Raw genomic sequence first — 25,498 nt, forward strand, 5'->3', positions numbered from 1 at the left:
GCGAAACCGTTTCTACTTGTTTACAGGAGTTGCCGGACCACTATTGAACGGCTAGAATAAATGCAATATGCAATATAACAGAAGGATAAGCGGAGAGGATGAGCCGGGCAGTGACTATTTTTGAACCGTCGCAATTGTTGAATGCTTTGCCCAAGCAGTTTTTTGCTGCATTGGTTGCCAGGGCTGCACAGGCGGCAGCAGAGGGGCATGATGTTATAAATCTTGGACAAGGCAACCCGGATATGCCGACTCCGGCCCATATTGTGGAGGCGCTGCGTCATGCGGCATCCGATCCGCTGAATCATAAATACCCTCCGTTCCGCGGCTACGGTTATCTTAAGGAGGCAGCAGCAGCCTTTTACAGCAGAGAGTATGGGGTAGAGCTGGACCCGCAGCGCGAAATCGCCATTCTGCCCGGAGGCAAGACCGGACTGGTTGAGGTGGTGCAGTGCCTGCTGAATCCCGGTGATACCGCGCTTGTGCCGGACCCGGGCTATCCGGATTACTGGTCGGGAATCGAGCTGGCCCGGGCGGTTATGGAGCTGATGCCGCTCAGGGAAGCCCGCGGCTTTCTGCCGGACTATGGGGCTATAAGTTCGGACACTGCAGATAAGGCCAAGCTGATGTTCCTTAACTATCCTAACAATCCGACCGGGGCGGTCGCTGATGCAGCTTTCTTCTGCAAGACGGTTGAATTTGCTGCAGCGCACGGCATTTGTGTGGTGCATGATTTTGCCTATGCGGCGATCGGGTATGAGGGGCTGCGTCCGGTAAGTTATCTGCAGACACCAGGGGCCAAGGAGACCGGTATCGAGATCTACACCCTGTCAAAGACCTATAATATGGCCGGCTGGCGGGTAGCGTTTGCCGCTGGGAATGCCAGTGTAATCGAGAGCCTGAATCTGCTGCAGGATCATATGTATGTCAGCCTGTTCGGAGCTGTCCAGGAGGCGGCAGCGGCTGCCCTGACCGGTCCTCAGGATGCCGTCCGGGCGAATGTGGCGCGCTATGAAGCCCGGCGCAATACGCTAATCTCCGGGCTAAGGGAAATCGGCTGGCAGGCGGAGGCGCCCCGCGGCTCCTTTTTCGCCTGGCTGCCTGTACCTGCAGGGTTCACTTCACAGAGCTTTGCCGGTCTGCTGCTGGACGAGGCGCATGTGGTCGTCGCTCCGGGAACCGGCTTCGGCGTTTACGGTGAAGGCTATGTACGGGTCGGGCTTGTGAGCGACGAGGCGAGGCTGGCAGAAGCAGTCAGGCGGATTGCCCGACTGAAGCTGTTTAGCACTTAAAGTTAAGAGAATAGCGGGGATTAGAGATGAGGATAACGATTGTAAGGCAGGGCATCAGAACAAACGAGATATACTTTGCCGCCGGCTGCGGCGAGGGGAAGGGAATCTGGTGCGGCGGTACTCCGGCGCTGCCCGGAGAGGGGCATGAGGCGGAATTCGAGCTGCCTGCGCTGCTTATGCGCTGGGTGGATATTGTTCCGGCGGCCGGGGACAGCTGCGGAATCCGCATGGACGGGGAGCAGCTGGTCCTGACCGGTACACTGGAGAATATTGAAGAAGACGGAACAGCCTGTCTGCGGCTGGGGGCCGACCTGATCATGTTCGAATGCCTTGGTGAGCCGATGGCGCTTGGCGGGCTGGTAGAGCTGAGAACACGGGAGCTGATGATCTATCCTGTGAATCTTTAGGATTCATCTGCCGAAGGAGAAGGAACCGGGATATCCGTAGCCACTCCCGAACAATTAATGCTAAGATAAGGTTAGAATTGAAGTAAAGCTATAAGGAGCAGAAGTCCAATGAACAGCGATATTCAGCAATTCAAGACGGAGTTTTTCAAGGCGCTGGCTCATCCGATGCGGATCCGCATCCTGGAACTGCTGAGCGAAGGCGAGAAGAATGTGAACGAGCTTCAGGCCATTCTCGGGTCGGAAGGCTCTGCGGTCTCCCAGCAGCTCGCTGTCCTCCGCGCCAAAAATGTGGTTGCCAGCGTCAAAGAGGGCACCACTGTAATCTACTCTCTCCGCGATCCCCTGATCAAGGATCTTCTGGCAGTAGCCAGACAGATATTCGATAATCACCTTGTAAGTGCAATTTCCATTCTTGAAGGCATCCGCAGCGAATAAAATCCGCCCTCATCAGGGCGGATTACCCGTTGACAAGAGCAGCAGGCAGGAGTAATGTTTGTCATATATTCAAATAATCAGATATTCAAAGAAAAGAAGGTTATATGATGACAGGGTGGGGCCGTTTTCAAGGCTACAGCATTGCTTCGCTGCGTAAGGATATTATTTCAGGGACAATCGTCGGTGTGATTGCCATCCCGCTCGGGATGGCATTTGCTATTGCCTCCGGTGTGAAGCCGGAGTACGGGATTTATACAACTATTGTCGCGGGCATTCTCATTTCTCTGTTCGGCGGCTCCAAATTTCAGATCGGCGGGCCGACCGGCGCGTTCATTCCTATTCTGTTCGCCATTGCGATGGAGTACGGGTATGAGAATCTGCTGATTGCCGGAATGATGGCCGGAGTTATTCTGGTGGCTATGGGCCTGCTAAGGCTGGGAGTACTGATTAAATTTATTCCCAAGCCCGTAACCATCGGCTTCACCGCCGGCATAGCGGTTATCATCTTTACCGGGCAGATCGGGAATTTCCTCGGACTGCAGGGGGTTAAACGCCATGAGGCGTTCATCGACAATATGAGAGAGCTTGGCCTGCATCTCTCCACAGTGAACCTGTACAGTGTGCTGACGGCTGTTATCTGCCTGGCTGTCGTTATACTGGGCCTGCGGTTTGCTCCCAAGATTCCAGGTTCACTGATCGGACTGCTATGCGCCACACTGGCTGCGGCACTGTTCTTCAGCGGCAAGGTGACAACAATCGGCTCCGCATACGGCGACATACCGAACACGCTGCCCAGCTTTCACTTTCCGGTTATCACCTGGGAGCGGATCAGGCTGCTGCTGCGTCCGGCTTTTGTCATTGCCATGCTGGGGGCCATTGAGTCGCTCCTGTCGGCGGTTGTAGCGGACGGTATGTCCGGCAGCCGGCATAACAGCAACCGTGAGCTGGTCGGGCAGGGAATTGCCAATATTGCGGCCCCGCTGTTCGGGGGTATACCGGCTACGGGAGCCATTGCCAGAACGGCAACGAATATCCGCAGCGGCGCGGCTTCCCCGCTGTCAGGTGTCATTCACGGTGTCGTGGTATTCCTGATTCTGCTGCTCTTTGCCCCGTATGCTTCCAGCATTCCGCTTGCGGCCATGGCGCCGATCCTGATGGTTGTCGCCTGGAATATGAGTGAGCGCAAGCAGTTTCTGAAGCTGCTGAAGCTTAAAACGGGAGACTCCCTGGTCATGTTCATTACCTTCCTGTTGACCATCTTTGCTGATCTGACGGTTGCTGTGGAGGCCGGACTGGTGCTTGCTGTCATCCTGTTTGTCAAACGGATGGGCGAGACTCATCTGGTTGCCAAGGTACTGCCCGATCCGGAGTCTGTTAAGGTGGCCGCCCATATGGTTACAGACAGCCATGACTGCCCGCAGATCGGAATTTATAACGTGGAAGGCCCGCTCTTCTTCGGCGCCGCTTACCGGTTCGATAATACGATGCCTGAATCAGGGCCCGGCAAGCCTAAGCTGATTATTCTGCGGCTGGGCAAAGTGCCGTTCATCGATACGACCGGTGAGGAGAATCTTTCAGAGCTTGTGAAGCAGCTCCAGGCTGATGGGGGCCGGCTGCTGATATCCGGCATAGAGCCGCAGCCGCTGGAGCTGCTGAAACGAACAGGCCTGTACGGCACCATTGGAGCAGAGCATTTCTACGAGCACACGGGAGATGCAATAAATGCTGCACTCTCCATGATTCAGACCGGGCGCTGCGCAGGCTGTAAGCACGCTGCCTTCCGGGAATGCGCCGCATTGGCCGGACTCCAGGAAGCGCCGGGCAAAGCAGGCTTCAAGAGCCACAAGCCTGCTATTGCCGGCAAGCTCAGCAGCGGTATCTAACAGGGCTGCTCCTTAGCTCCGGCATCATAAATAAATATAACAGCCCGGGTGCATCCTGACGCCCGGGCTGTTATATTTATTTATGGTTGTTCAATTCTTAGGATAAGGAGAACATACCCTGATGAAGGAACTGAATTATACGAAAGTGTTTATACTGTTAGCCGGACTGTCACTGGCTACGCTTGGGGTGTACCATGTTGTTTCACTGCGGACCGATACATACTTTAAATTTCTGCTGTGGAATTTGTTTCTGGCCTGGGTTCCTTTTTTGATCTCAAGTATTGCCTGCATGCTGGATAAGCAGAAATACAGCAGTATGCTGCTGCTGCCGCTGGGCATCGCCTGGCTGCTGTTTTTTCCGAATGCGCCGTATCTGATGACCGATCTGCTGCATCTGACCGCACGCAAAAGCATCTATATCCTTAGCGGCGAGGTCCAGAGCCGGTTCTGGTATGATCTTGTTACGCTGCTGCTGTTCACCTGGAGCGGCTGGCTGACAGGCTTTTTCTCGCTGTACCAGTTCCAGAATGTCATCTCCCGCAAAAGCAATCTGTTCTTCTCCTGGATCTTCGTGCTCGCCGCCTGTGCACTGGGGGGCTACGGAGTGCTGCTGGGCCGGGTCTACCGGCTGAACAGCTGGGATGTGCTGACAGACTGGCATCAGCTGGTTCAGCTGGTTACTGACAGCCTGAACCAGCAGTCGCTGTTTTTCAGCCTGTTCGTAGCGGTTGTGCTGCTTGTGATCTATGCTACACTATACTTTTTGTTGAACGGGCTAATCAGCGGAGGCGGGAGAAGCTATTCCAGGGGAGGCAGGAAGTAGTCCTCCGGTTCCTGCTCCGGCTCCGGCATAAACTGGAACAGCTCAAGATTTACCGACCCGTCCGCTTCAAATGTTATCCCCTCACCGAGCAGGTACAGCTTCTGGACCGAGCCGGATTCGTCCTCCAGGGCGACCCTTCCTTTGGCGTTGATAACCCTGTGCCAGGGAAGCTTGTGCTTTTGGCTCATGGAATGCAGAATCCGCACAACCTGTCTGGCCGCCCTTGGGCTTCCGGCAGCCCGGGCCACGCCTCCATAGGTCATGACCCTTCCTTCAGGGATGGCTTGGATGACGGCAATAACCTTAGCAGTAAATGGTGTCATAGATTCTCCTTAGGATGTATTAGCCAAATTATAACAGAGGATGTGCTGTATTTGGGATCTCTTACTCCCGGAAAAAAAGGCATGAGGCTATCGCCGGATCACCCCAAAGGCCTGGGCGGCTGGCTGGTGCTTATCCAGATCGGACTGTATGTTACGCTGATCAGATCCTTTCTCATGGTCTATGATTTCTTCATCAATACCCGGGTTAGTGAAAGCTGGTATGCTCTAACTAACCCTGATTCAGCGGCTTACCATGCGCTATGGAAGCCTACATTGATTTTTGAAGTAAGCGCTAATGCGGTTGTAATCCTGCTTTCCGTGTATCTGCTCACACTGCTGTATAACAAACAGGCTGTTTTTCCGCGCTGGCTGATATTTTTCTATATCATTGGTTTGCTGCTGCAGGTTGTTCTGATTGCTCTGGTCTCCAATCTCCCGGATTCAGCGGAACTGGCTGACAACAGCGGCCTGCTGTCGAACCTTGCGCGAAGCCTGCTGACCAATCTTATCTGGACTGCCTACATTCTGCGCTCTAAGAGAGTGCGTAATACCTTTGTTAATTGAATCCGTATTAAAATGCAGAAAGCCGCAGCCGCGGCTTTTTTTGTTGACGAATAGGAGTGCAGGCGGCGGGGGATAATCAACTCAAAAGAAGAATAGACAGGAGTGACGGCTGTGACGAATGCGGGAATAACGGATAACAGCGAACATTCTGCCCTGAAAATAGATTCCTCCCGGCCCCTGAGCTGCTCTATGGATGACACGCTGGCGCTGTTCCGGCAAATTTTCAATAATGACGGCACACTTAGAATACGGGTGATAGAAAATGCCCATGACCGGCATATCCGCTGTGCAATGGTCTACGTTGACGGAATGATTGACCGGGAGCTGATTCAGACCGGTGTGATGAAGCCGTTCATGGAATATGAATTTACGGACGGGACGGCCGGGCACCCCGACAGACTGATGGAGCTGATCCGCACGAGAATTATTACGATCAGCGACGTGACCGTTTCGGAGCAGCTGGACGAGCTGATAAGTGCTGTTGTCGGCGGTAAAACCGTCTTTTTGCTGGATGGCTATGCCGGCTCCCTCAATATCAATGCCCAGAGCTGGGAGACGCGCTCGATAGAAGAGCCAATGACCGAGAAGGCAGTCCGCGGCCCGCGGGACGGCTTTAATGAATCCCTGCTGACCAATCTGACCCTGATCCGCCGCAGGGTGCAGAATTCTGACCTGAAATTTGTATTCACTGATATTGGTACCCGGACAAAAACCCAGACGTGTATCTGTTACATGGAAAGCCTCGCCTCACCGGATATTCTGAAGGAGCTGCAGGGCAGGCTGGACCGGGTCGAGATCGACCATCTGCTGGATACAGGCTACCTGGCGGAGCTGATCCGTGATGAACCGTATTCGCCCTTTGAAATGATCGGGAGCACGGAACGTCCGGATTCAGTAGTCGGCAAAATAATGGAGGGCCGCATTGCCGTCCTAATCGAAGGAAGCCCGTTTGCCCTGACTCTGCCTTATGTATTTGTGGAGAATTTTCAGGCCAGCGAGGATTACTACATCAATTACTATTATGCTACCTTTAACCGGCTGCTCAGAGTGCTGGGTGCTTTATTGTCTATCAGTATCCCCGCTGTCTATCTGGCGCTCGTTACTTACAGCCAGGAGATGGTGCCGACACTGCTGCTGCTCAGCATCGCGACCGCCCGGTTATCAGTGCCGTTCCCTACAGTGGTTGAGGCAGTGATCATGCTGACGATCTTTGAGATTCTGCGTGAAGCGGGAGCGAGAATTCCCAATTCTATCGGTCAGGCGGTCAGTATTGTGGGCGCACTGGTGCTGGGCCAGGCTGCGGTGGATGCCCGGATCGTCAGTGCTCCGATGGTAATTGTCGTAGGGCTGACGGGAATCACCACCCTGCTTAATCCCCGGCTCACCGGGCCTTTGATTATCGTTAGGATACTTCTGCTGCTGAGCGCCTTTGTCTTCGGCATTTTCGGGTATTTCTTCGGGCTGCTCGGACTGGTTATCCATCTGATGAGCCTGCGCTCCTTCGGCGTGCCCTATATGCTCGGTGTAGGCTCGATCCGGCCGCAGGATATTAAGGATACGGCGGTCCGTGCACCCTGGTGGGATATGTATCTCCGTCCGGCTGTAATCGGGGCACGCAATATGAGGCGGAAGGCCCCGCAGAAGCGGAGCAGACGATGAGAGGGGCAGCCTCCCGGCTGTTCTCTGTCCTGCTGGCTGGCTGTATGCTGGTCAGCCTTTCCGGCTGCTGGAACTATTCAGAGATTGATGACATGTCGATTGTGGCCGGTGTTGCTATTGATAAAAACAAAGCGGACAACAATATCCAGATGACTGTAGAGATGGTCGATACGCAGGGCGGGCTGCAGGACAATCAGACCGGCTTCAAGTTAATGAGCCTGACCGGAGATACCATTTTTAATATTGCCCGCAGCATGATTTCACTGACCGGGCGCAAGCTGTTCTGGAGCCATGCCAAGGTCATTATTATCAGCGAGGAGCTGGCCCGGGAGGGGCTGGTAAAGGTTATTGACTGGTACAGCAGGGATACGGAGACCCGGGCCGATGTATTCATCTTTATATCAGGCGAAAAAAATGCCCGTAATGTGCTTAACTTGAACAACACGACTAAGACGATCATGTCCTTTGAGCTGGCCCAGATGATGAAGGATGAGCCGTTTACGAGCACTGCACCGGTGGTGGAAATCTGGGATTTTATCGACAAGCTGGAGACTCCGGGGAAAAGTGCGATAGCACCGCTGATTAATATCAGCGAAGTGAACGGGCAGAAGAACGGGCGTGTTGCCGGGACAGCCGTTTTTGTTAAGGACCGGATGGTCGGCAAGCTGAACGGAGAGGAAACTAAATATGCTCTTTTTGCTAAAAATGACGTGAAGGGCGGGGTGCTGAATGTAGACAACGAGCGAGGAGTCCCTACCTATTCGCTGGAGATATTATCGAGCCGGACAAAGGTGAAAACTGCAAGGGTGGACGGCAAGCTGCAGATTCAGATTCATACCATCACCCATACAGGGCTTGATGAGGTAATGAGTACAGTGGAGCTTAGCGGCAAGGAAAGCATCCAGGCCATTGAGGACCGGGCAAGCGCGGACCTGCAGGCGCAGATTCTCGCCGTGATCCATAAGGTGCAGCGGGAGTATCAGGCGGATATATTTGGATTCGGCAAGGTAGTCCATGATGATATGCCGCAGATCTGGCACGGGCTGGAGCAGAAATGGCCGCAGGAATTCAAAAATCTGGAGGTGAAGGTCACCTCTAAGGTCATAATCCAGAGCACAGCCAAGTCCTCGAGAACGATCAAGTTAGGAGATTAAAGAACGTGCCCATTTACATTGTGCTGATTTATGCGTTTATCGTGTGGATGGATCCCTATGGCCTGCTGAAGCAGGGGAAGAAACGGGATTTCTATGTATGCTCGGCGCTATGCCTGATCTCCTTCTCTCTGGCCTTCAGCCTGGCGATGCACTGGGAAATTCCCAGTCCGTCCGTGCCGATCGTCTATTTCATTAAACAGCTGTTCTAAGTCTGTGCAGGAAAGGAGGGAGGTTATGGGCAAAGAGATTGTTCCGGCCGGCCAGTCGATCAGCATCATCATCCTGTTCATCATCGGCAGCTCGCTGTTCATGGGCACTGCAGGCGTATCAGGCAACAGCAGCTGGATTGCGCTTATTCTGGCCGTTCTGCTGACTATTCCGCTGATGCTGATTTACGCGCGGCTGCACACGCTTTTTCCGGGCAAAAATCTGTATGATATGCTCATTGCCGCATTTGGCGGCTTCGTCGGCCGTATCTTCTCGTGTCTTTATATCTGGTACACCCTCCATCTGGGCTCGCTGGTGCTGCGTAACTACGGGGAGTTTAGCAAGACGGTTGCCCTGACGTCTACGCCCATGCTTGCTCCGATGCTGATTGTCGGCCTGCTCTGCGTCTGGGTGGTCAATGCGGGGATGGAGGTGGTCGGGCGTAGTGCGAAATTTCTGATGCTTTTTACTTTTGCTGTAATCGTTGTGGTGCAGCTTCTGTCTATCCCCAAATTTGAATTTGAGCATATGAAGCCGCTGCTGGACAGCGGATGGGGACCTGTGTTTCAGGATGTGGCGGGCGCCTTTACGTTTCCTTTTGCCGAGATTGTAGTATTCCTGGGAGCCTTTTCTGTTCTTCCGCGAAAAGGGTCGGCGGCACGGGTGCTGATCAGCGGTGTAGTTATTGCCGGAATCATCATTATAGGCGTCTCTGTGCGGAATCTGCTTGTGCTGGGCCCGGAAATTCTCTCCTCTCTCTATTTTCCTTCCTATGTGGCGGTCAGCCGGATCAATATCGGTGATTTTCTGACCCGGATCGAGGGCTCGTCGGCGATTATTTTTATAGCCTCGCTGTTCATTAAGGTAAGTCTCTGCCTGTATGTAGCCTGTCAGGGCATTGCCACAGTGTTCAAGCTGCAGAGCTACCGCTCGGTGGTGCTGCAGACGGGGCTGATTATGGTCTGCATGGCGGATTTTATCTATAAGGATATTACGCAAATGCAGTATTTTGCCTACCATATTTACAAGATATACGCGCTTCCCTTTCAGATGTTTATTCCGCTGCTGCTCTGGATTACAGCCGAGATAATGGCACGTAGAGGCGGCGGCAGGGAGGAGCAGGTAGAGTGAGGGATTTGTACGAAAGGATGAATTCCCGTTCTTTAAAGACGGGAGTTTTTAGTTATTTCCAACTGTTAGAGAAGATCGTTATAATGAGAGTCATAGAAAACGCCCTCGCAGGCGGTAATTGAGAGGTATGTTAGAACAGGAGGAAGCTTATGAGCGTTACAAGTATCATGATGTCCTCCCATTGGGGCAGAGAGGTCAGACATAAGTATGCCGCGCAGGGCTCTAAGGCGCTGGCTGTTATTTTTCCCGGACAGAATTATTCGGCTGAGCGCTCTTTGCTGGACTATGCCGGCAAAGCGGCGGCTGAGCACGGCTGCGACCTGCTGTTTCTGGAGTACGGCTACCAGAGCGCACGGGCGGGCTTCAAGCGGGAAGAGCTGGACATTGTCGTAGAAGAATGCAAAGCGGCCATTGGGGCTGTTGCCGAATATGAACAGCTGCTCTTTATCAGCAAAAGTATGGGCACCGTCATTGCCGGCCGGGTGGCAGCAGAGCTGGGTATCCAGCAGAAGACGGCGCATCTGTACCTGACGCCTACCGCCGATGCGGTTCCCTGGATCCGCCAAAGCAGGGGCAGTGTGATCTACGGCGGCAGCGATCCGATGTTCAGCGGGCAGCATCCCGCCGAAATCAGCGGACTGCCGAATGTCAGGGTGTACCGGATCGATGATGCCAACCATGCGCTTGAAGTGGGCAGCGTCAATGAATCGCTGGCTGTGCTGCTGGTCATTATCAACTTTTATCATGAGTTTTTCCGCGATGCGCTTGATGCGTAGCGCTTAATACAGAAAAGGCGGGGATGAGATGATATTGGAAGCGGCTATGCTGCAGATTAAGCCGGGGCTGACGGCGGATTTTGAAGCCAGCTTCAGACAGGCGTCTCCGCTGATAGCCTCCATTGAAGGCTACCTGGGGCATGAGCTCCAGCATTGTCTGGAGGATGACCATAAATATCTGCTGCTTGTAAAGTGGCGGGCGCTTGAGGATCACACTATAGGATTCAGAGAATCAGCCCAGTACCAGGAATGGAAGGCCTTACTTCATAGATACTACGACCCGTTCCCGGCAGTAGAGCATTTCACCAGTGTTAATCTGGAATAGGCGGGGGGAAGGGCATGATGGGGAAGCAGATCGGGACAGGCCGGACTGCAGAGGTATGGGAGTACGGAGAGGGTACGGTTGTTAAGCTGTATCTGGAGGATTTTCCGGCAGCGGCCGTTGAGCAGGAATTCAAGGCAAGTACATATGTGTATAATCAGGGCAGTGTCCGCACTCCCAGACCGGTGGAGCAGATAGTATCGGAGGGGCGCAGCGGCATTGTCTATCAGCAGGTCAACGGACGTTCGATGCTGAGCCTGATCAGCGGGCAGCCCTGGCGCTTGCCCGTGTATGCCAGTCAGCTGGCCGCCCTGCATCATCAGCTGCATCAGCTGGAGGGCAGCCCGGAGACCGGCAGGCACAAGGAGCTGCTGGAGAGACAGATTGTTGCCGCACCAATGCTTACCATGGAGGAGAAAACAGCTGTACTGGAGCATCTGCGGCAGCTGCCGGAAGGCAACAGGCTGTGTCATGGGGATTTTCATCCGGACAATGTATTGATTGATGCCGAAGGGGCCTGGATCATCGACTGGATGAACGGCATTTCCGGTAACCCTGCGGCAGATGCGGCAAGATCGGTTCTGCTGTTCAGCATGGGGGCGATGCCTCCGGGCAGCTCACTGGCCGCACGGGTGGTCACCGGCTTTATCCGGCAGAAGCTTACGAAGATCTACATCCGCGAATATCTCAGCTTATCGGGTTACAGCTATGCTGAGATTAAGGCATGGATTCTGCCCGTAGCTGCAGCCAGATTAACCGAAGGGGTTCCGGCGGGGGAGAAGGAGAATCTGGCCAAAGAAATCCGCAGACGTCTGAGAGCTTTGCAGAAATCCTAACCCTTCCGGGAAAAGACGATTAAGTTGAACGGTCAGCCAGAGCTTCTGGCTGGCCTTTTTTGTTGAATTCATGAGCCATGAACCGCTAGCGGACTGAAATGACCTTGTTTGTTCTATGGCGCTTTAACCTGTAGGCATCTCCTATAGCTAGATATCAATGTCCGCTTTGTGTCCCGGGGAGTGGCGGGATTGGTCCCTTAAATATCCTTGCCTCAGCCCAAAAACGTTCAGCTAACTTTCAGCCTGGACTCATTGACGGTTAAGGTAGGGATGCAATAATACCACTATGCAAAGCCTGACACTGGGGATAGGTATTGGAGAATGGGAGTGGAACAAATTGAAATCATTTATTAAAAAAATCGGCACTGATGTAGTACTGCTGTTTATTCTGCTGTTGGCGGCCTTTCTATACGGATTCGGAATCTGGAATGACCATTATGTGAATACGTACTATACCACCGCGGTCGGAAGCATGCTGCAGAGCCTTCACAATTTCTTCTTCGTTTCGCTGGATTCTGCTGGCTCCGTAACCGTGGATAAGCCGCCGGTGACCTTCTGGATTCAGGCGGTCAGCGCCTGGATCTTCGGATTACACGGCTGGAGTGTGATTTTGCCCCAGGCCTTGGGAGGCGTAGGGTCGGTCCTGCTTGTGTACCTGCTGGTTAAGCCGAGCTTCGGCAGAACGGCTGCGCGCCTGGCGGCACTGGCGATGGCTGCCACACCTGTTGCAGCGGCCGTCAGCCGCACCAATAACATTGACGCTATGCTGGTGTTTACGCTGCTGCTGGCGGCCTGGTTTTTGTTCAAAGGGACCAAAGCGCACAAAACGGGCAGCCTGCTCACGGCCTTCGGCCTGATAGGAGTTGCGTTTAACGAGAAGATGCTGCAGGCCTATATGGTCGTACCCGCCTTCTATCTGTTCTATATTCTTGCAGCCAAAGTGAACTGGAAGAAGAAAACCGGCGTGCTGGCAGCCTGCACTGCTGTAATGCTGGTGGTCTCGCTCTCCTGGGCAGTAATCGTAGATTCCATTCCGGCAGACAAGCGGCCGTATATGGGCAGCAGCGGCACCAACTCGGTGCTGAATCTGGCCTTCGGGTACAACGGGGTATCCCGGCTGACCGGTGACCGCAGCACCGGCGGCGGTGGCGGTATGCCCGGAGGCGGCTTCGGCGGCGGCCAGATGCCGGATATGAACGGCGGGATGCCGTCGTTTGGCGGCGGCATGCCAGGCGCCGATGGTGAGCTGCCGGCAACGGATGGAGCCGGCGGGCAGGGCATGCCGGACGGCCGGGACGGCACCGGCGGCGCAGCACAGAGCCAAAGCGGCACGGACGCAGAGGGCGGCGGGATGCCTGCAGGGCAAAGCCAGGGTGCGGCGGACGGCAGTATGCCTCCAGGGCAAGACGGCGGTCGGGGCTCGGCAGACGGCGGGATGCAGGGTACCCGGCCCGACGGCGGAGGCCGGCAGTTCGGCGGCGCAGACGGAGGCCAGGGCGGGCGCGGCGGGATGAACGGCGGCGGCATGTTCAACACCGGCACTGCCGGTCCGCTGCGGCTGTTCCAGCAGGAGCTGTCCGGCCAGGCCAGCTGGCTGCTGCCCTTTGTGTTATTCGGCGTAATCGGTATTTTTGCCGGCCTGCGCCGCAGGAGCTTTACGATGCAGCACAAAGAAGCCCTGTTCTGGCTGGCCTGGCTGGTGCCGGCAATGGCATTCTTCAGCATCGCCGGATTCTTCCACCAGTATTATCTCATTATGATGGCGCCGCCGGTTGCGGCGCTGGCTGGAGCAGGCTGGTATAAGCTCTGGCACTACTATAAAGAGCGTTCAGGCTGGCTGTCCTGGCTGCTGCCCGTGGCTGTTCCGGCTACAGCAGCCTTCCAGTGGTACATTATTCATCCTTATGACGATACCATCGGCAGCGGCTGGTCAACCGGAGTTCTTGCCGCAGGAATTGCAGCGGCCTTCTTTCTGATTGTGCAGCGGCTTCTAAAAGACCGGGCGAAGCCGGCCCTTGTCCACACAGCAGCTGTAGCCGGACTGCTGGTGCTGCTGATCGGCCCGCTGTACTGGGCGTTTACGCCGATCACTTACGGGCTTAACAGCATGACTCCGGCCGCAGGTCCGGACAGCAGCGAAAGCGGTGGCTTTGGTGGAGGCGGCGGACCAAACAGCAGCTCCGGAGTGAACGAAGCGCTGCTGGCTTATCTGAAGGAGCATAACACCGGTGAAGAATATTTATTTGCAGCCATGGATTACGGGACAGCGGGTCCTTATATTATCGACGAGGGCGAGAAGGTAGTTATTTTGAACGGCTTCAACAGCTCGGATGAACCGTACACGGCCGAATCCCTGCAGGCATTTGTAGCAAGCGGCAAGGTGAAATATTTCCTCGTTACCAGCGGTGGTATGGGCGGCGGACGGGGCGGCAATTCCGAGATTACAAGCTGGATTACGGAGTATGGGACAGAGGTGCCGTCAGCAGACTGGCAGGGCACCGCAACCGGCGGAGCCGGCGGGACCCTGTATGAGGTCAATTTGGACTAATTCAATTTCATTTAAGGAGGAGCTGCCCATGAGCATCAGCGTGCGCTATTCCGTCATAATACCGATGTACAATGAAGAAGCTGTGATTCAGGAAACCTACCGGCGGATCAAAAAAGTAATGGGAACGACAGGCGAGGACTACGAGCTGCTGTTTGTAAATGACGGCAGTACAGATAGCTGCGCACAGATGATAGAGGAGTACAGCTACTGGGATGAGAGTGTGAAGCTGATCGACCTGTCCCGCAATTTCGGGCACCAGATCGCTATAACTGCGGGGATGGATTATGCACTCGGCGATGCTGTCATCATTATCGACGCTGATCTGCAGGACCCGCCGGAGCTGATTCTGAAGATGATCGAGGAATGGAAGAATGGCTACGAGGTTGTGTATGCCAAGCGTATCAAGCGGAACGGCGAATCCCTGTTCAAAAGGTGGACGGCCAGCGCCTTTTACCGCATCCTGCGCTACTCCACTGATATCTCCATCCCGGTGGACACCGGCGACTTCCGGCTGATTGACCGCAAGGTGTGCGAGGAGCTGAAACGGCTGCCGGAGAAAAACCGGTTTGTCCGCGGACTGGTCAGCTGGGTCGGCTTCCGGCAGAAGGCGATTGAATATGAGCGCGACGAACGGCTGGCCGGGGAGACCAAGTATCCGCTGAAGCGCATGATCAAGCTGTCGCTGGACGGCATTACCTCCTTTTCATACAAGCCGCTGAAGCTGGCGGGTTATCTGGGAGGGCTGCTGTCAGCCAGCGGATTTCTGTACCTTATGTATGTGCTCTACCTGGCGCTTTTTACGGATGAGGCTGTCAAAGGCTGGGCATCGATGATCGGCATCACCTTAACGTTCAACGGGTTCGTGCTGATTATGCTGGGGATTCTCGGCGAATATGTCGGCCGGATTTATGATGAGACCAAGGGCCGACCGCTGTATATTGTACAGGACTTCTACGAAGGCAGGACGGAGAAGTCTGCTGCAATTAAAACGGCTGAATATTGAGCGAAAGAGGCTTTAACTCTATTCTGTGCAGCAAGTCTGATATCCATTGACTCTAAAAAAGCTATCCCGGAAGAAAGGCCTCAGGCCGATCAACCGGGATAGCTTTTTGCTGCTCTAAATTACTGAGCTGTATAGATGTGTCTCGTATTATGCCTTCAGCAAATCATGGTCCACATATCTGGCACCGTTCAGCTCACTGATGATATTAATGGCTACCTTTGCACCGTCTCCGGCAGTGATAATGGCGTGCACGCTCACACCGGCAACCGTTCCGGCTGCCCAGATGCGGTCAACATTGGTTTTGCCCTCCGCATTAACAGCTACTACGGTTTTGATTCTTGGCTCGGTGCCATCCTTCGTCTCTACACCGGCTTTGGCGGCAAGGTCGGTCAGCACGCCTGTTGCCAGGATAACATGCTTCGCTTCGTAGGTTGCACCGTCTTCGGTTTCAACGGTAATACCTTCGCTGCCGGCTGTGAGGTTTACCGCCTGACCGGCAACAAGCTCAGCTCCGAATTTAACCGCCTGCTTGTGGCCGGTTTCAACCAGGTCCGGGCCGCCGATTTCAGCGATTCCATAATAGTTCTCATACCAGCCTCTGCGGGTCATGCCTTTATCATTATCAATCAACAGTGTTTTTTTGCCTGCCTTGGCAGTGAACAAGGCGGCGCTTGCACCGGCAGGGCCGGCTCCGATAACAGCAACTTCATACATAGCGATAACCTCCTGAAAGTTAAGTTATGCTTACTATTATAACGTTAATTACGGCTTACAAGCTACTAGACAGCCAGACAGGGCAACGTGATTCTGAAGGTAGTCCCTTTTCCGGGGACACTCTCTGCAAGGATCTCTCCACCGTGGGCCTCTACAAGCGATTTGGTAATGGATAAGCCGAGTCCTGAGCCGCCGTATTTGCGTGTGCGGGAGGAATCGCTCCGGTAGAAACGGTCAAAGACATGCGGCAGATGCTCGGCTGAAATACCTGAGCCGTTATCGCTCACGGTTAGCTCAGCTATATGGTTCCGGGCATGCAGGGCCAGATGAATAGCCCCTTGTTCACTGTCCGTATGCTGTACGGCATTATGAAACAGGTTGAGCACAACCTGCTTGATTTTGTCAGGATCATAGGTTCCGCGGATGCCGTATGAAAAATCACAGGTGACCCGGCGGCTGCCGGCCAGCACCCGCAGCTGCGGCTGCATCTCCTCAATGATCTCGCCGAGCAGCAGTTCCTTGACCCTGAGCTGGGGGGCTCCGTCCATCCGGGCCAGCAGCAGCAGATCCTCCACCAGCTTATTGATCCGCTTCGACTCCCCGTGCATGCTGTTCAGCGCATTGTACAGCTGCTCCTTATTATCGGCAGCTCCGCGCAGCAGCACCTCCAGGAAGCCGTGTATCGAGGTGAGCGGTGTCCGCAGCTCATGTGAAGCGTCGGCAGCGAACCGCCGCATCTGCTCCTTGGCCTCACGCTCACCCCGGAAGGAGATTTCCAGCCGCTCCAGCATCCCGTTGAAGGAATGGGAGAGCTTGTCGATCTCCATCTGCCCCTGGTCAACCGGAAAGCGGACATCCAGATTACCGGCATCTATGCTCTGGGCGGCTTCGCCCATATTAGATAGCGGAACCAGCGTTTTACGCAGCGCAGGCAGGTAGAGAAACAGGCCGGCCAGCAGCGCGGCCACGGCAAGCACGGCAAAAATCAGCAGCTGCTGCAGGATCACATCCTTCAGCGGCCCGGTTTGGGCACTCATCTGCAGCAGGATTTTCTTTCCGCCGGGCCGGCCCATATCCATGAAGACCGCCAGATGCTGGCTGCCGTCCGTGGCCGTAATCAGCCTGTAGCTTCCGGTAGCCTTCTCTGTTGTGTGGACAAGCAGTTGATTATACTGCTCATCGGTCAGCTGCGGGGCGGCGGAGTCAGCCAGCGTATCCTTCTGCAGATCGGTAAAGGTGCCATCCGAGCTGTAGACGGCAATGGTCGTATGCGCATCCAGCAGCAGCGGGCGGCCTCCCTCGACGTTGCGCTGGCCTGACGGGAGGTTACCCGGCAAGCCGCCGCCGATATTTCCGTTAATAGGATTGTTGGAATCCCCGTAAATCAGCTTGAAAAAAAAATCACGCGGCACGGACCGCAGCTGAGCCTCCATGGTTTCAGCCCGGTTGCTGTAGATAAAGTTGCGCATCAGCACATACTGCAGTACTCCGATGAGCAGCAGCAGGCCCGAAAGAATAAGCAGCGAGGTTGCCAGCAGCTGCTTGCGCAGGGAACGCGGGGCGTGCAGCCTGCGCAGGAGACGGGGGATCATAACAGATCCACCCGGTAGCCTGCACCGCGCAATGTGCGGATGATCCGGTGCTCCTTATCGCCGAGCTTTTCGCGGAGGGAGCGGATATAGACCTCGACGATATTTTCCTCACCGCCGAAATCGTAGCCCCACACCTTGTCCAGAATCATCGGCTTGCTCAGCACCAGTCCATGGTTAATTACCATGTACTGCAGCAGCTCATATTCAGTCGGGGAGAGCTCCAGCACCTCATTCCTGAAGCGGATTTCCTTGCGTCTGCCGTCAATCCGGAACGGGCCGCAGCGGACCTCGCCGAGCAGGCCGGGGAAATGGTTGCGCAGCCGGGCCTGAATCCGGGCCAGCAGCTCATCGAAGCTGAACGGCTTGACCATGTAATCATCAGCACCGATGGAGAGGCCCTTAACCCGGTCATCGACCTCATCCTTGGCTGTGAGCATAATGACGGCGATTTCGGTTTCCTCCGTACGGAGGTAGCGGCATACCTCGAAGCCGTCCATTCCGGGCATCATTACATCGAGAATCGCCACATGCGGCTTGAAATCGGCAGCGGCGGCGATGGCGCTTGCCCCGTCCGGTGCGGTTCTTACTTCAAAGCCTTCATTGGTCAGGCCGAGCTCCAGAAACTGGAGTATATGGGGCTCATCATCAACGAGCAAAAGGCGTACGCCCTGGGCAGCTTTCATCATCAATTCCTCCAATTGCAGTAATAGGTAGCTATATTATGACACACCAGGTTGAACGTTTGCTGAACAACTCCTCCGTCAGCGATTCGAAATTGTAGTTCATGGTTAATCATAATGGTTAATCTATTTATATAAGCAGTAAATGATATTACTTAAGGAAATTAGCGGGAAATTTAACTTTTGCAGGGTATAAAAAGGGTTTTGACGGCGGGCCTAGAACACTTTACAATAAGGATACTAAAACCGGAGGCTTTAACAAATGTTTAGGGTTCCGGCTGCGCAATACATATCCTTTTGTTTTCCCCGTTTGTCATCTTATCAAATTTCCTATCAAGCACCTTTTCTTTTCATTTTACTTCTTTGGATACATTTCTTTCTGGAGCTAGATTCATTTAACCTCATTTATTCCATTTTTTATCCATATGTCAAGGAGGCTCTTCCATGAAGAAAAAAGAAATGGTAGCCATGCTATTGGCGGGAGGCCAAGGGAAAAGGCTGAAGGGATTGACCAAATCACTTGCCAAGCCGGCTGTATATTTTGGAGGAACCTACCGGATTATTGACTTTCCGCTGAGCAACTGCTCGAATTCGGGAATCGATACGGTTGGCGTGCTGACGCAGTATGAGCCGCTGGTCCTGCACTCATACATCGGAGTAGGCGGTGACTGGGATTTGAACCGTAAGGATGGCGGTGTATTCGTACTGCCTCCGCATGAACGGGAAAACGGAAGCAGCTGGTACCGCGGGACGGCTGATGCGATTTACCGTAATCTGAAATTTGTTGACCAGTTCGACCCCGAGCATGTGCTTATTTTATCGGGCGACCATATTTACAAAATGGATTACAACGCTATGCTGCAGTATCACAAGTCCAGAAATGCGGACTGCACCATCTCTGTCATTGATGTTCCTCTTGAGGAGGCAAGCCGTTTCGGCATTCTCAATACCGAGGAAGACCTGAAGATTTACGAATTTGAAGAAAAACCCCCTAAACCGAAGAGCACACTGGCTTCGATGGGTGTATATATTTTTAAATGGGAGGTTCTTCGCAAGCACCTGCTGGAGGACGGCGAGAAGCCGGATTCCTCTCATGACTTCGGGAAGGACATTATTCCGCTCATGCTGGCGGACGGCAATTCCCTGTATGCCTATCCATTTGAAGGATACTGGAGAGACGTTGGTACGGTAACCAGCCTTTGGGAAGCCAACATGGATCTGCTGAGCGATCACCCGCCGCTGAATCTGAATGATCCGAACTGGCGTATCTTCACCCGCAACCCGAACCAGCCTGCTCAATATGTGGCTCCGGAAGCCAAAGTGTCGAGCTGCATTATTAATGAGGGCTGCATTGTGCGCGGGGAAGTGAAGCATTCCGTGCTGTTCTACGGCGTGGAGGTGGGCGAAGGCAGTGTCATTACCGACTCTGTTATTATGCCCAAGGTGAAGATCGGCAAGAACGTAAGAATTCATAAGGCAATCATCAGCGAGAATACAGTAATCGAGGATTATATGGAGATCGGCGCTGACCGGGAGAATGAGGATGAGATTCTGCTGATCGACAATCGTAGCAAAAAACGCAAAACAGTTGCAGCCAAAACCATATAATTTTAGAGGACGGTGACCGCGATGAAAGAGCTTATGGGCGTAATTAATCTTGATCATGAACTGGACAAATTGAACGAATTAACCTATTTCCGCTGCGGGGCGGCCGTGCCTTTTGCCAGCCGTTACCGGCTGATCGATTTCGTGCTGTCGAATATGATGAGAGCGGAGCTGGAGAGTGTCGGGCTGTTTGTCCGCCGCAAATACCGTTCGCTGATGGACCATCTCGGTGACGGCAAGTCCTGGGATATGAACCGCAAGCACGGGGGGCTGTTCATTCTGCCGCCTGACTGGAACGATCCGACGGATACATCTATCGGCGACCTGCAGCATTATCACAATAACCTCGATTTTTTCAAAAGAGCATCCGCCAAATACATTGTTTTCTCGGGAAGCCAGCATATTAATACGGTTGATCTGCAGGATGTCTTCCAGTACCATCTGGAAAAGGGGGCTGATGTCACGCTCGTCTACAAGGCGACCGATCAGCTTCAGCCTGAGCATGACCCCTGCCTGCGGCTTGAATTAAATGAGGATAATATCGTTACCGAGATTCATCAGGAGAAGCATCATCCCAATGTGTATCTTGATATTTTCATCATGGAAAAGAAATTATTCCTGGAGCAGGTGGAGTACTGCATTGCGCACGGGGAGAGCTTCTTCTTCCGTGATGTGATTCAGAAGAACCGGGCCAACTTCAAAATTGCCGGCTATGAATATAAGGGCTATCATGCCGTTATCAATTCACTGGAGAGCTATTACAAGAATAGTCTTGAGCTTCTTAAACAGGAGAATTATCTGGGTCTGTTCAAAGAAAACCCGGTGCAGACCAAGATCAAATATGAAGCGCCCACCCGCTATCTGGACAGCGCGAACGTCACTAATTCCCTGGTGGCCAACGGCTGTATTATCGGCGGAACCGTCGAGAACAGCGTGATTTTCCGGGGCGTGCAGATCCGTGAGGGTGCGAGAATCGTCAATTCGGTCATTATGCAGAAATGTGTGATTGAAGCGAATGCGGTAATTGAAAATGTAATTATGGATAAGGACGTGCATCTCAGCAAGGACCGGATACTCGTCGGGGATAGCAAGCGTCCGTTTGTCATCGCCAAGAGCAGCAAAATTTAACCCCAGGATCAGCCGGGCTATGTAAGCACAGCCCGGCTGGTCCTGACTTTCCATAGAGGCCATGTATCTCATACAAATACACATCCGACTGGAGGAACCTGCTGTTGTTTAACGACAAAGAAAGCTTCAAGAAGGTATTCCGCGAGACACTGATCAGTAAACTCGGCAAGCCGCTGGAAGAAGCATCGAATGGTGAAGTGTACAAGATTTTGGGCAATATGATCCGTGAGAATGCAGGGAAGAACTGGGCTGATACAAACCACAAATACAAGATCAGCCAGGAGAAGCAGGTCTATTACTTCTCAATGGAATTTCTGATCGGCAGGCTGCTTGGCAATAACCTGCTGAATATGGGTGTGCTGGAGGTAGTGCGCGATGGTCTGCAGGAGCTGGGCTTCGATCTGCGCGAGGTAGAGGAGGAAGAAGCGGATGCGGGGCTGGGCAATGGCGGCCTCGGCCGGCTGGCTGCCTGTTTTCTCGATTCACTCGCCTCCCTGCAGTATGCGGGACATGGCTGCGGCATCCGTTACAAATACGGGTTGTTTGAGCAAAAGATCGTAGACGGCTATCAGGTAGAGCTGCCTGACTACTGGCTGCAGAACGACAATGTATGGGAAGTGCGCCGGGAAGACAAACAGGTGGAGGTCCGTTTCTGGGGCGGGATTGAGACCCGTGAAGAAAACGGCGAGCTGAAATTTGAGCATAGGGATTATGAAGCGGTACGCGCAGTGCCTTACGATGTTCCGGTGATCGGCGCTGACCGCAAGCATGTTAATACGCTGCGCAACTGGAGTGCCGAGTCGATTACCCCGGCTTCCCGGATGTCCGGCTCGCTGGCCGGCTCGGATTATCACAAGTTCCTGGAGTATAAACGCTCCGTGGAATCCATTTCTGAATTCCTGTACCCGGATGACTCGCAGTATGAGGGCAAGCTGCTCCGGCTGAAGCAGCAGTACTTCCTGTGCAGTGCAGGCGTACAGAGTATTCTGCGCACCTTCAGCAAGACCGGAGCGCCGATTGAAGCATTGCCGGACAAAGTAGCGCTCCATATCAATGATACCCACCCGACCCTGCTGATTCCCGAGCTGATGCGGATTCTGATGGATGAGCACGGCCTCGGCTGGAACACAGCCTGGGATATGACGACCCGTATGGTTTCGTATACGAATCATACGATCCTCAGCGAAGCGCTTGAGAAATGGCCGATGAATATGGTCAAGGAGCTGCTGCCGCGGATTTTCCTGATTATCGAGGAGATCAATGCCCGGTTTTGCGGTGAGCTGATGAGCAAATACCCCGGCGACCAGAACCGGATTAACCAGATGGCGATCATTCATGATGATCAGGTTCGGATGGCGAACCTTGCGATTGTGGCCAGCCACAGTGTTAACGGGGTAGCCGCACTGCATACCGAAATTTTGCAGAAGCGTGAAATGCGCTTGTTCAATGAGATGTATCCGCACCGGTTCAATAACAAAACAAATGGCATCACACACCGCCGCTGGCTGATGCATGCCAATCCTGAGCTTACCAGTCTGATCAATGATTCGATCGGTACACGCTGGATTCATCAGCCGCAGGAGATGATCGGGCTGATTAAATATAGTGAGGATGCCTCCTTCCAGGAGCAGGTTGCGGCGATCAAACGGCGCAATAAGCTGCGGCTGGCCGAGTACATCACGAAGAAGCACGGCGTTCAGGTTGACCCGGATTCAATCTTTGACGTGCAGGTCAAGCGGCTGCATGCCTATAAGCGCCAGCTGCTGAACATTCTGCATATTATGCACCTGTATAACCAGCTGAAGGATAACCCGTCTATGGATATGGTACCGCGTACCTTTATCTTCGGGGCGAAGGCGGCGCCAAGCTATCATCTGGCGAAGCGGATCATCAAGCTGATTAACACGGTAGCTGATGTTGTGAACAAGGACCCTGATATTAAAGGAAAGATCCGCATCTTCTTCCTGGAGAACTATTCAGTCTCGCTGGCAGAGAAGATTATTCCGGCAGCTGATGTCAGTGAACAGATCTCTACAGCAAGTAAGGAAGCCTCCGGTACCGGGAATATGAAATTCATGATGAACGGTGCACTGACTATCGGTACGATGGACGGGGCAAATGTGGAGATGCATGAAATGGTCGGTGACAGCAATATGTTCCTGTTCGGGCTGCGGGCGGAGCAGGTCATGGATTATCATCAGTTCGGCGGCTATCATTCCCGCGATATCTATTATGGCGACGGGCGTGTTAAGGAAGTGCTGGACCAGCTGGTAACGCCTGGGCCAATCTGCTGCAATACCCAGGAATTTGATACACTGTACCAGTCGCTGCTCGATAATAATGACGAATTTTTTGTGCTTAAGGATTTTGCCGGCTATGTAGAGACACACGTCAAAATCGACCTTGCCTACCGCAATCAGCGTGAATGGCTGAAGAAGTCGATTGTCAACATCGGGCACTCCGGCAAATTCTCCAGCGACAATACGATCAGCCGCTATGCGGCTGAAATCTGGAGAATCAATCCGGTCAGATAATCAGCCTGTATGAAACAAAGAGGCCGCAGCAGATCAGGGAGTACCTGAATCTGCGGCGGCCTTATCTGTGGGTGCCGGCTTACATTACTTCGGCAATCTTGGCTGCAAATCGCTCAAGAAAGCGCCGCTCCTCGTCATCAAACCGGTGCTTGAGCGGGCTGTCAATATCAAGCACACCGAGAAGCTGATCATCCTTGATCAGCGGGACGACAATCTCGCTGTTCGATGCGGCATCGCAGGCGATATGTCCCGGGAAGGCGTGGACATCGTCAACCACAAGCGTCCGGCGCTCTGCAGCAGACGTTCCGCAGACTCCGCGGCCCAGCGGTATACGGATGCATGCCGGAAGCCCCTGAAACGGTCCGAGGACAAGCTCCTTGCCGTCAAATAAGTAGAATCCGGCCCAGTTGGTATCCGGCATAGAGAATTTGAGCAGCGCCGAAGCATTTGCCAGATTGGCAACTGCACTCGGCTCACCCTCGATCAGTGCGGCAAGCTGTGACAGTACGGCTTCGAACCGTTCACTGCGTGTGCCGTCATAGGGCATTGCCTGAAACATGAAGCATCACCTTCCTGTACCTTGAATCAGTAATGAAAATATAACTGTAAATAACACCATAGTACAGCCGGACTCGGCCCGTCAAGCTTTACCGTAATTTTGCATAAATCACAATAGAAGACTTATATGGAGCTGCGGCAGTGTTTCCGCATCCTTCTGCCAGGGTAATGCTTAATATATCATAGGCTCTTGGCCGGAAGGAGTGGAATATGCGCGCCGATGTACAGAATTTGTTCATAGGAATCCATATGCTTTATATTGCACATGAGAGGGATTTGACACTGTCGGATATGCTGCCCGAGCTTGAGAACCTGGGATACCGGGTTGCGGAACGCGAAGTGAAGCAGGAGCTGGAGCGGCTTACCCAGGAAAACTTCCTGACTGCCCATGGCGATGCTTTCAGCATTACCGGTACGGGATTGGAAGAGTTCAAACATATTCAGGAAAAGCTTCAGGTGTTATGCTCTGAGGTGCTTACTCCGGCTCAGGCGGCAGCAAAGGCTTAAGATAAGTATAGGCCGGCTGGCTGGTTTATGTAAAAGAATGCAATGAATTATTCAATTTATGAGCAGCGTCAGTATCAGGGCGGTCTTCCGCCCGTGCGGCGCTTTTTGTCGTGCCTGGGCCGGCCGGGAATGTCAGACTGGCTTGTTCTTCATTTGCTCGGGGAATCCTTACATATGATGTATACTTATTATATGAAGAGAGAGGGGAGCGGAAAATCGTGTATATTAGCGGCGGGGTAACCCCGGTACTGCGCGGAGCCAGAATGGAGCTGCACGCTATTGATGTATCTCATGCAGCAGCCTTGTATGAGATTTGGACCCATCCGGCGGTCGGCCGCTGGCTGGAAGCCCCGCCGCTGGCCTCGCCCGCTGATGCGGAGCAGCTGATCGGGCTGCTGCTGCAAATGTCCAGGGAAGAAGAAAGCCTGCGCTGGAGTATCGTTCTTCCGGACGGGAGGATCATCGGCAGCTGCGGCTATAACCAGTGGCAGCTGGCCGGAGCATACCGGGGAGAAATCGGCTGTGAGCTGTCACCAGATTGTTGGGGACAGGGTTATATGAGGGAGGCACTGGAGCTTATACTCGATTTTGGCTTCCGCACGATGGGGTTAAACCGGATTGAAGCGTTATGCCATCCCGGCAACACAAGGGCAGCCGGGCTGTTTAGTGCGCTGGGCTTTTTGCAGGAAGGGCTGCTGCGCCAATACAGGCATACCGGTACCGGCTTTCAGGATGCGGTATTGTTTGCCCTGCTGCGCAGTGACAGACCGATTAGCCGCTTAGGGATTTAGCGTGATAATACATAGAGGGGATCTGGATT

General features: G+C 53.6%; 25 protein-coding genes. 20 read left to right on the plus strand and 5 right to left on the minus strand.

Going from position 1 to position 25,498, the window contains the following annotated elements; all coding sequences use genetic code 11:
• Positions 1–110: 110 nt before the first annotated feature.
• The 5 genes from R70723_RS02395 to R70723_RS02415 all read left to right on the plus strand — a co-directional run bounded on the left by R70723_RS02395 (position 111) and on the right by R70723_RS02415 (position 4,837).
• Complete coding sequence (locus R70723_RS02395) at positions 111–1,289, plus strand: pyridoxal phosphate-dependent aminotransferase (RefSeq protein ID WP_144027053.1); 1,179 nt, start codon at positions 111–113, stop codon at positions 1,287–1,289.
• Positions 1,290–1,315: 26 nt separating this feature from the next.
• The gene (locus tag R70723_RS02400; protein ID WP_039869472.1) at positions 1,316–1,696 is read left to right on the plus strand and encodes a hypothetical protein; all 381 of its coding nucleotides are present in this window, start codon (positions 1,316–1,318) and stop codon (positions 1,694–1,696) included.
• Between the two features lie 108 nt (positions 1,697–1,804).
• Complete coding sequence (locus R70723_RS02405; RefSeq protein WP_039869475.1) at positions 1,805–2,131, plus strand: ArsR/SmtB family transcription factor; 327 nt, start codon at positions 1,805–1,807, stop codon at positions 2,129–2,131.
• Between the two features lie 107 nt (positions 2,132–2,238).
• A complete protein-coding gene (locus R70723_RS02410) occupies positions 2,239–4,014 on the plus strand; it encodes a SulP family inorganic anion transporter (protein ID WP_039869477.1) in 1,776 nt (591 codons plus the stop codon).
• Between the two features lie 121 nt (positions 4,015–4,135).
• Complete coding sequence (locus R70723_RS02415; RefSeq protein WP_039869479.1) at positions 4,136–4,837, plus strand: DUF1361 domain-containing protein; 702 nt, start codon at positions 4,136–4,138, stop codon at positions 4,835–4,837.
• On the opposite strand, the gene R70723_RS02420 is transcribed toward R70723_RS02415, so the two are convergent.
• Positions 4,813–5,160, minus strand: a complete 348-nt coding sequence (locus R70723_RS02420; RefSeq protein ID WP_039869481.1) for an MGMT family protein — start codon at positions 5,158–5,160, stop codon at positions 4,813–4,815. The genes R70723_RS02415 and R70723_RS02420 overlap by 25 nt on opposite strands.
• A gap of 51 nt (positions 5,161–5,211) precedes the next feature.
• Between R70723_RS02420 and R70723_RS02425 the strand changes: the two genes are divergently transcribed.
• The 10 genes from R70723_RS02425 (at position 5,212) to R70723_RS02470 (ending at position 15,360) form a co-directional block, all read left to right on the plus strand.
• Entirely contained in the window at positions 5,212–5,724 is a 513-nt protein-coding gene (locus R70723_RS02425) for a DUF2569 domain-containing protein (RefSeq protein WP_039869483.1), read from the plus strand.
• Positions 5,725–5,835: 111 nt separating this feature from the next.
• Positions 5,836–7,383, plus strand: coding sequence for a spore germination protein (locus R70723_RS02430; RefSeq protein WP_047171003.1), 1,548 nt, complete (start codon positions 5,836–5,838; stop codon positions 7,381–7,383).
• Entirely contained in the window at positions 7,380–8,537 is a 1,158-nt protein-coding gene (locus R70723_RS02435) for a Ger(x)C family spore germination protein (protein WP_039869484.1), read from the plus strand. The genes R70723_RS02430 and R70723_RS02435 overlap by 4 nt, the downstream gene beginning before the upstream one ends.
• 5 nt (positions 8,538–8,542) lie before the next feature.
• Positions 8,543–8,746, plus strand: coding sequence for a hypothetical protein (locus R70723_RS02440; RefSeq protein ID WP_039869486.1), 204 nt, complete (start codon positions 8,543–8,545; stop codon positions 8,744–8,746).
• 25 nt (positions 8,747–8,771) lie between these two features.
• Positions 8,772–9,875 (plus strand): GerAB/ArcD/ProY family transporter, encoded by a 1,104-nt coding sequence (locus tag R70723_RS02445; RefSeq protein WP_039869487.1) that lies wholly within the window; start codon positions 8,772–8,774, stop codon positions 9,873–9,875.
• Positions 9,876–10,024: 149 nt separating this feature from the next.
• The gene (locus R70723_RS02450) at positions 10,025–10,651 is read left to right on the plus strand and encodes an alpha/beta hydrolase (RefSeq protein ID WP_039869488.1); all 627 of its coding nucleotides are present in this window, start codon (positions 10,025–10,027) and stop codon (positions 10,649–10,651) included.
• A gap of 28 nt (positions 10,652–10,679) precedes the next feature.
• Positions 10,680–10,976 (plus strand): antibiotic biosynthesis monooxygenase family protein, encoded by a 297-nt coding sequence (locus R70723_RS02455; protein ID WP_039869489.1) that lies wholly within the window; start codon positions 10,680–10,682, stop codon positions 10,974–10,976.
• Between the two features lie 14 nt (positions 10,977–10,990).
• The gene (locus R70723_RS02460) at positions 10,991–11,809 is read left to right on the plus strand and encodes a phosphotransferase family protein (RefSeq protein ID WP_081957154.1); all 819 of its coding nucleotides are present in this window, start codon (positions 10,991–10,993) and stop codon (positions 11,807–11,809) included.
• A 286-nt stretch (positions 11,810–12,095) separates the two neighbouring features.
• Entirely contained in the window at positions 12,096–14,357 is a 2,262-nt protein-coding gene (locus R70723_RS02465) for a glycosyltransferase family 39 protein (RefSeq protein WP_081957155.1), read from the plus strand.
• 28 nt (positions 14,358–14,385) lie between these two features.
• A complete protein-coding gene (locus tag R70723_RS02470) occupies positions 14,386–15,360 on the plus strand; it encodes a glycosyltransferase family 2 protein (protein WP_039869493.1) in 975 nt (324 codons plus the stop codon).
• A 147-nt stretch (positions 15,361–15,507) separates the two neighbouring features.
• Here the strand turns inward: R70723_RS02470 and R70723_RS02475 are convergent, their stop codons facing one another.
• From R70723_RS02475 to R70723_RS02485, 3 genes are all read right to left on the minus strand, one after another.
• Entirely contained in the window at positions 15,508–16,074 is a 567-nt protein-coding gene (locus tag R70723_RS02475; RefSeq protein ID WP_039869496.1) for an FAD-dependent oxidoreductase, read from the minus strand.
• 65 nt (positions 16,075–16,139) lie between these two features.
• Positions 16,140–17,666: a sensor histidine kinase gene (locus tag R70723_RS02480; RefSeq protein WP_039869498.1), complete on the minus strand. Its 1,527-nt coding sequence runs from the start codon at positions 17,664–17,666 to the stop codon at positions 16,140–16,142.
• A complete protein-coding gene (locus tag R70723_RS02485; RefSeq protein WP_039869501.1) occupies positions 17,663–18,349 on the minus strand; it encodes a response regulator transcription factor in 687 nt (228 codons plus the stop codon). Before R70723_RS02485 ends, R70723_RS02480 begins: the two co-directional genes overlap by 4 nt.
• A gap of 441 nt (positions 18,350–18,790) precedes the next feature.
• Here R70723_RS02485 and R70723_RS02495 point away from each other — a divergent pair, with 441 nt between their 5' ends.
• The 3 genes from R70723_RS02495 (at position 18,791) to R70723_RS02505 (ending at position 23,613) form a co-directional block, all read left to right on the plus strand.
• Positions 18,791–19,954 carry a glucose-1-phosphate adenylyltransferase gene (locus R70723_RS02495; protein WP_039869505.1) on the plus strand — a complete coding sequence of 388 codons (1,164 nt, stop codon included), beginning with the start codon at positions 18,791–18,793 and terminating at the stop codon, positions 19,952–19,954.
• 21 nt (positions 19,955–19,975) lie between these two features.
• On the plus strand, positions 19,976–21,079 hold the full coding sequence (glgD, locus tag R70723_RS02500; protein WP_039869507.1) for a glucose-1-phosphate adenylyltransferase subunit GlgD: 1,104 nt from the start codon (positions 19,976–19,978) through the stop codon (positions 21,077–21,079).
• A 104-nt stretch (positions 21,080–21,183) separates the two neighbouring features.
• Positions 21,184–23,613 carry a glycogen/starch/alpha-glucan phosphorylase gene (locus R70723_RS02505; RefSeq protein WP_039869509.1) on the plus strand — a complete coding sequence of 810 codons (2,430 nt, stop codon included), beginning with the start codon at positions 21,184–21,186 and terminating at the stop codon, positions 23,611–23,613.
• A gap of 79 nt (positions 23,614–23,692) precedes the next feature.
• On the opposite strand, the gene R70723_RS02510 is transcribed toward R70723_RS02505, so the two are convergent.
• Positions 23,693–24,172 (minus strand): GAF domain-containing protein, encoded by a 480-nt coding sequence (locus tag R70723_RS02510; RefSeq protein WP_039869512.1) that lies wholly within the window; start codon positions 24,170–24,172, stop codon positions 23,693–23,695.
• A gap of 209 nt (positions 24,173–24,381) precedes the next feature.
• On the opposite strand from R70723_RS02510, the gene R70723_RS02515 reads away from it, so the two are divergent.
• Together R70723_RS02515 and R70723_RS02520 are read left to right on the plus strand one after the other, a co-directional pair.
• On the plus strand, positions 24,382–24,678 hold the full coding sequence (locus R70723_RS02515; protein WP_039869513.1) for a hypothetical protein: 297 nt from the start codon (positions 24,382–24,384) through the stop codon (positions 24,676–24,678).
• Between the two features lie 218 nt (positions 24,679–24,896).
• Complete coding sequence (locus R70723_RS02520; protein ID WP_039869516.1) at positions 24,897–25,469, plus strand: GNAT family N-acetyltransferase; 573 nt, start codon at positions 24,897–24,899, stop codon at positions 25,467–25,469.
• Positions 25,470–25,498: the final 29 nt, after the last annotated feature.

This window comes from Paenibacillus sp. FSL R7-0273, from assembly GCF_000758625.1.
Lineage (GTDB): Bacteria > Bacillota > Bacilli > Paenibacillales > Paenibacillaceae > Paenibacillus_AQ.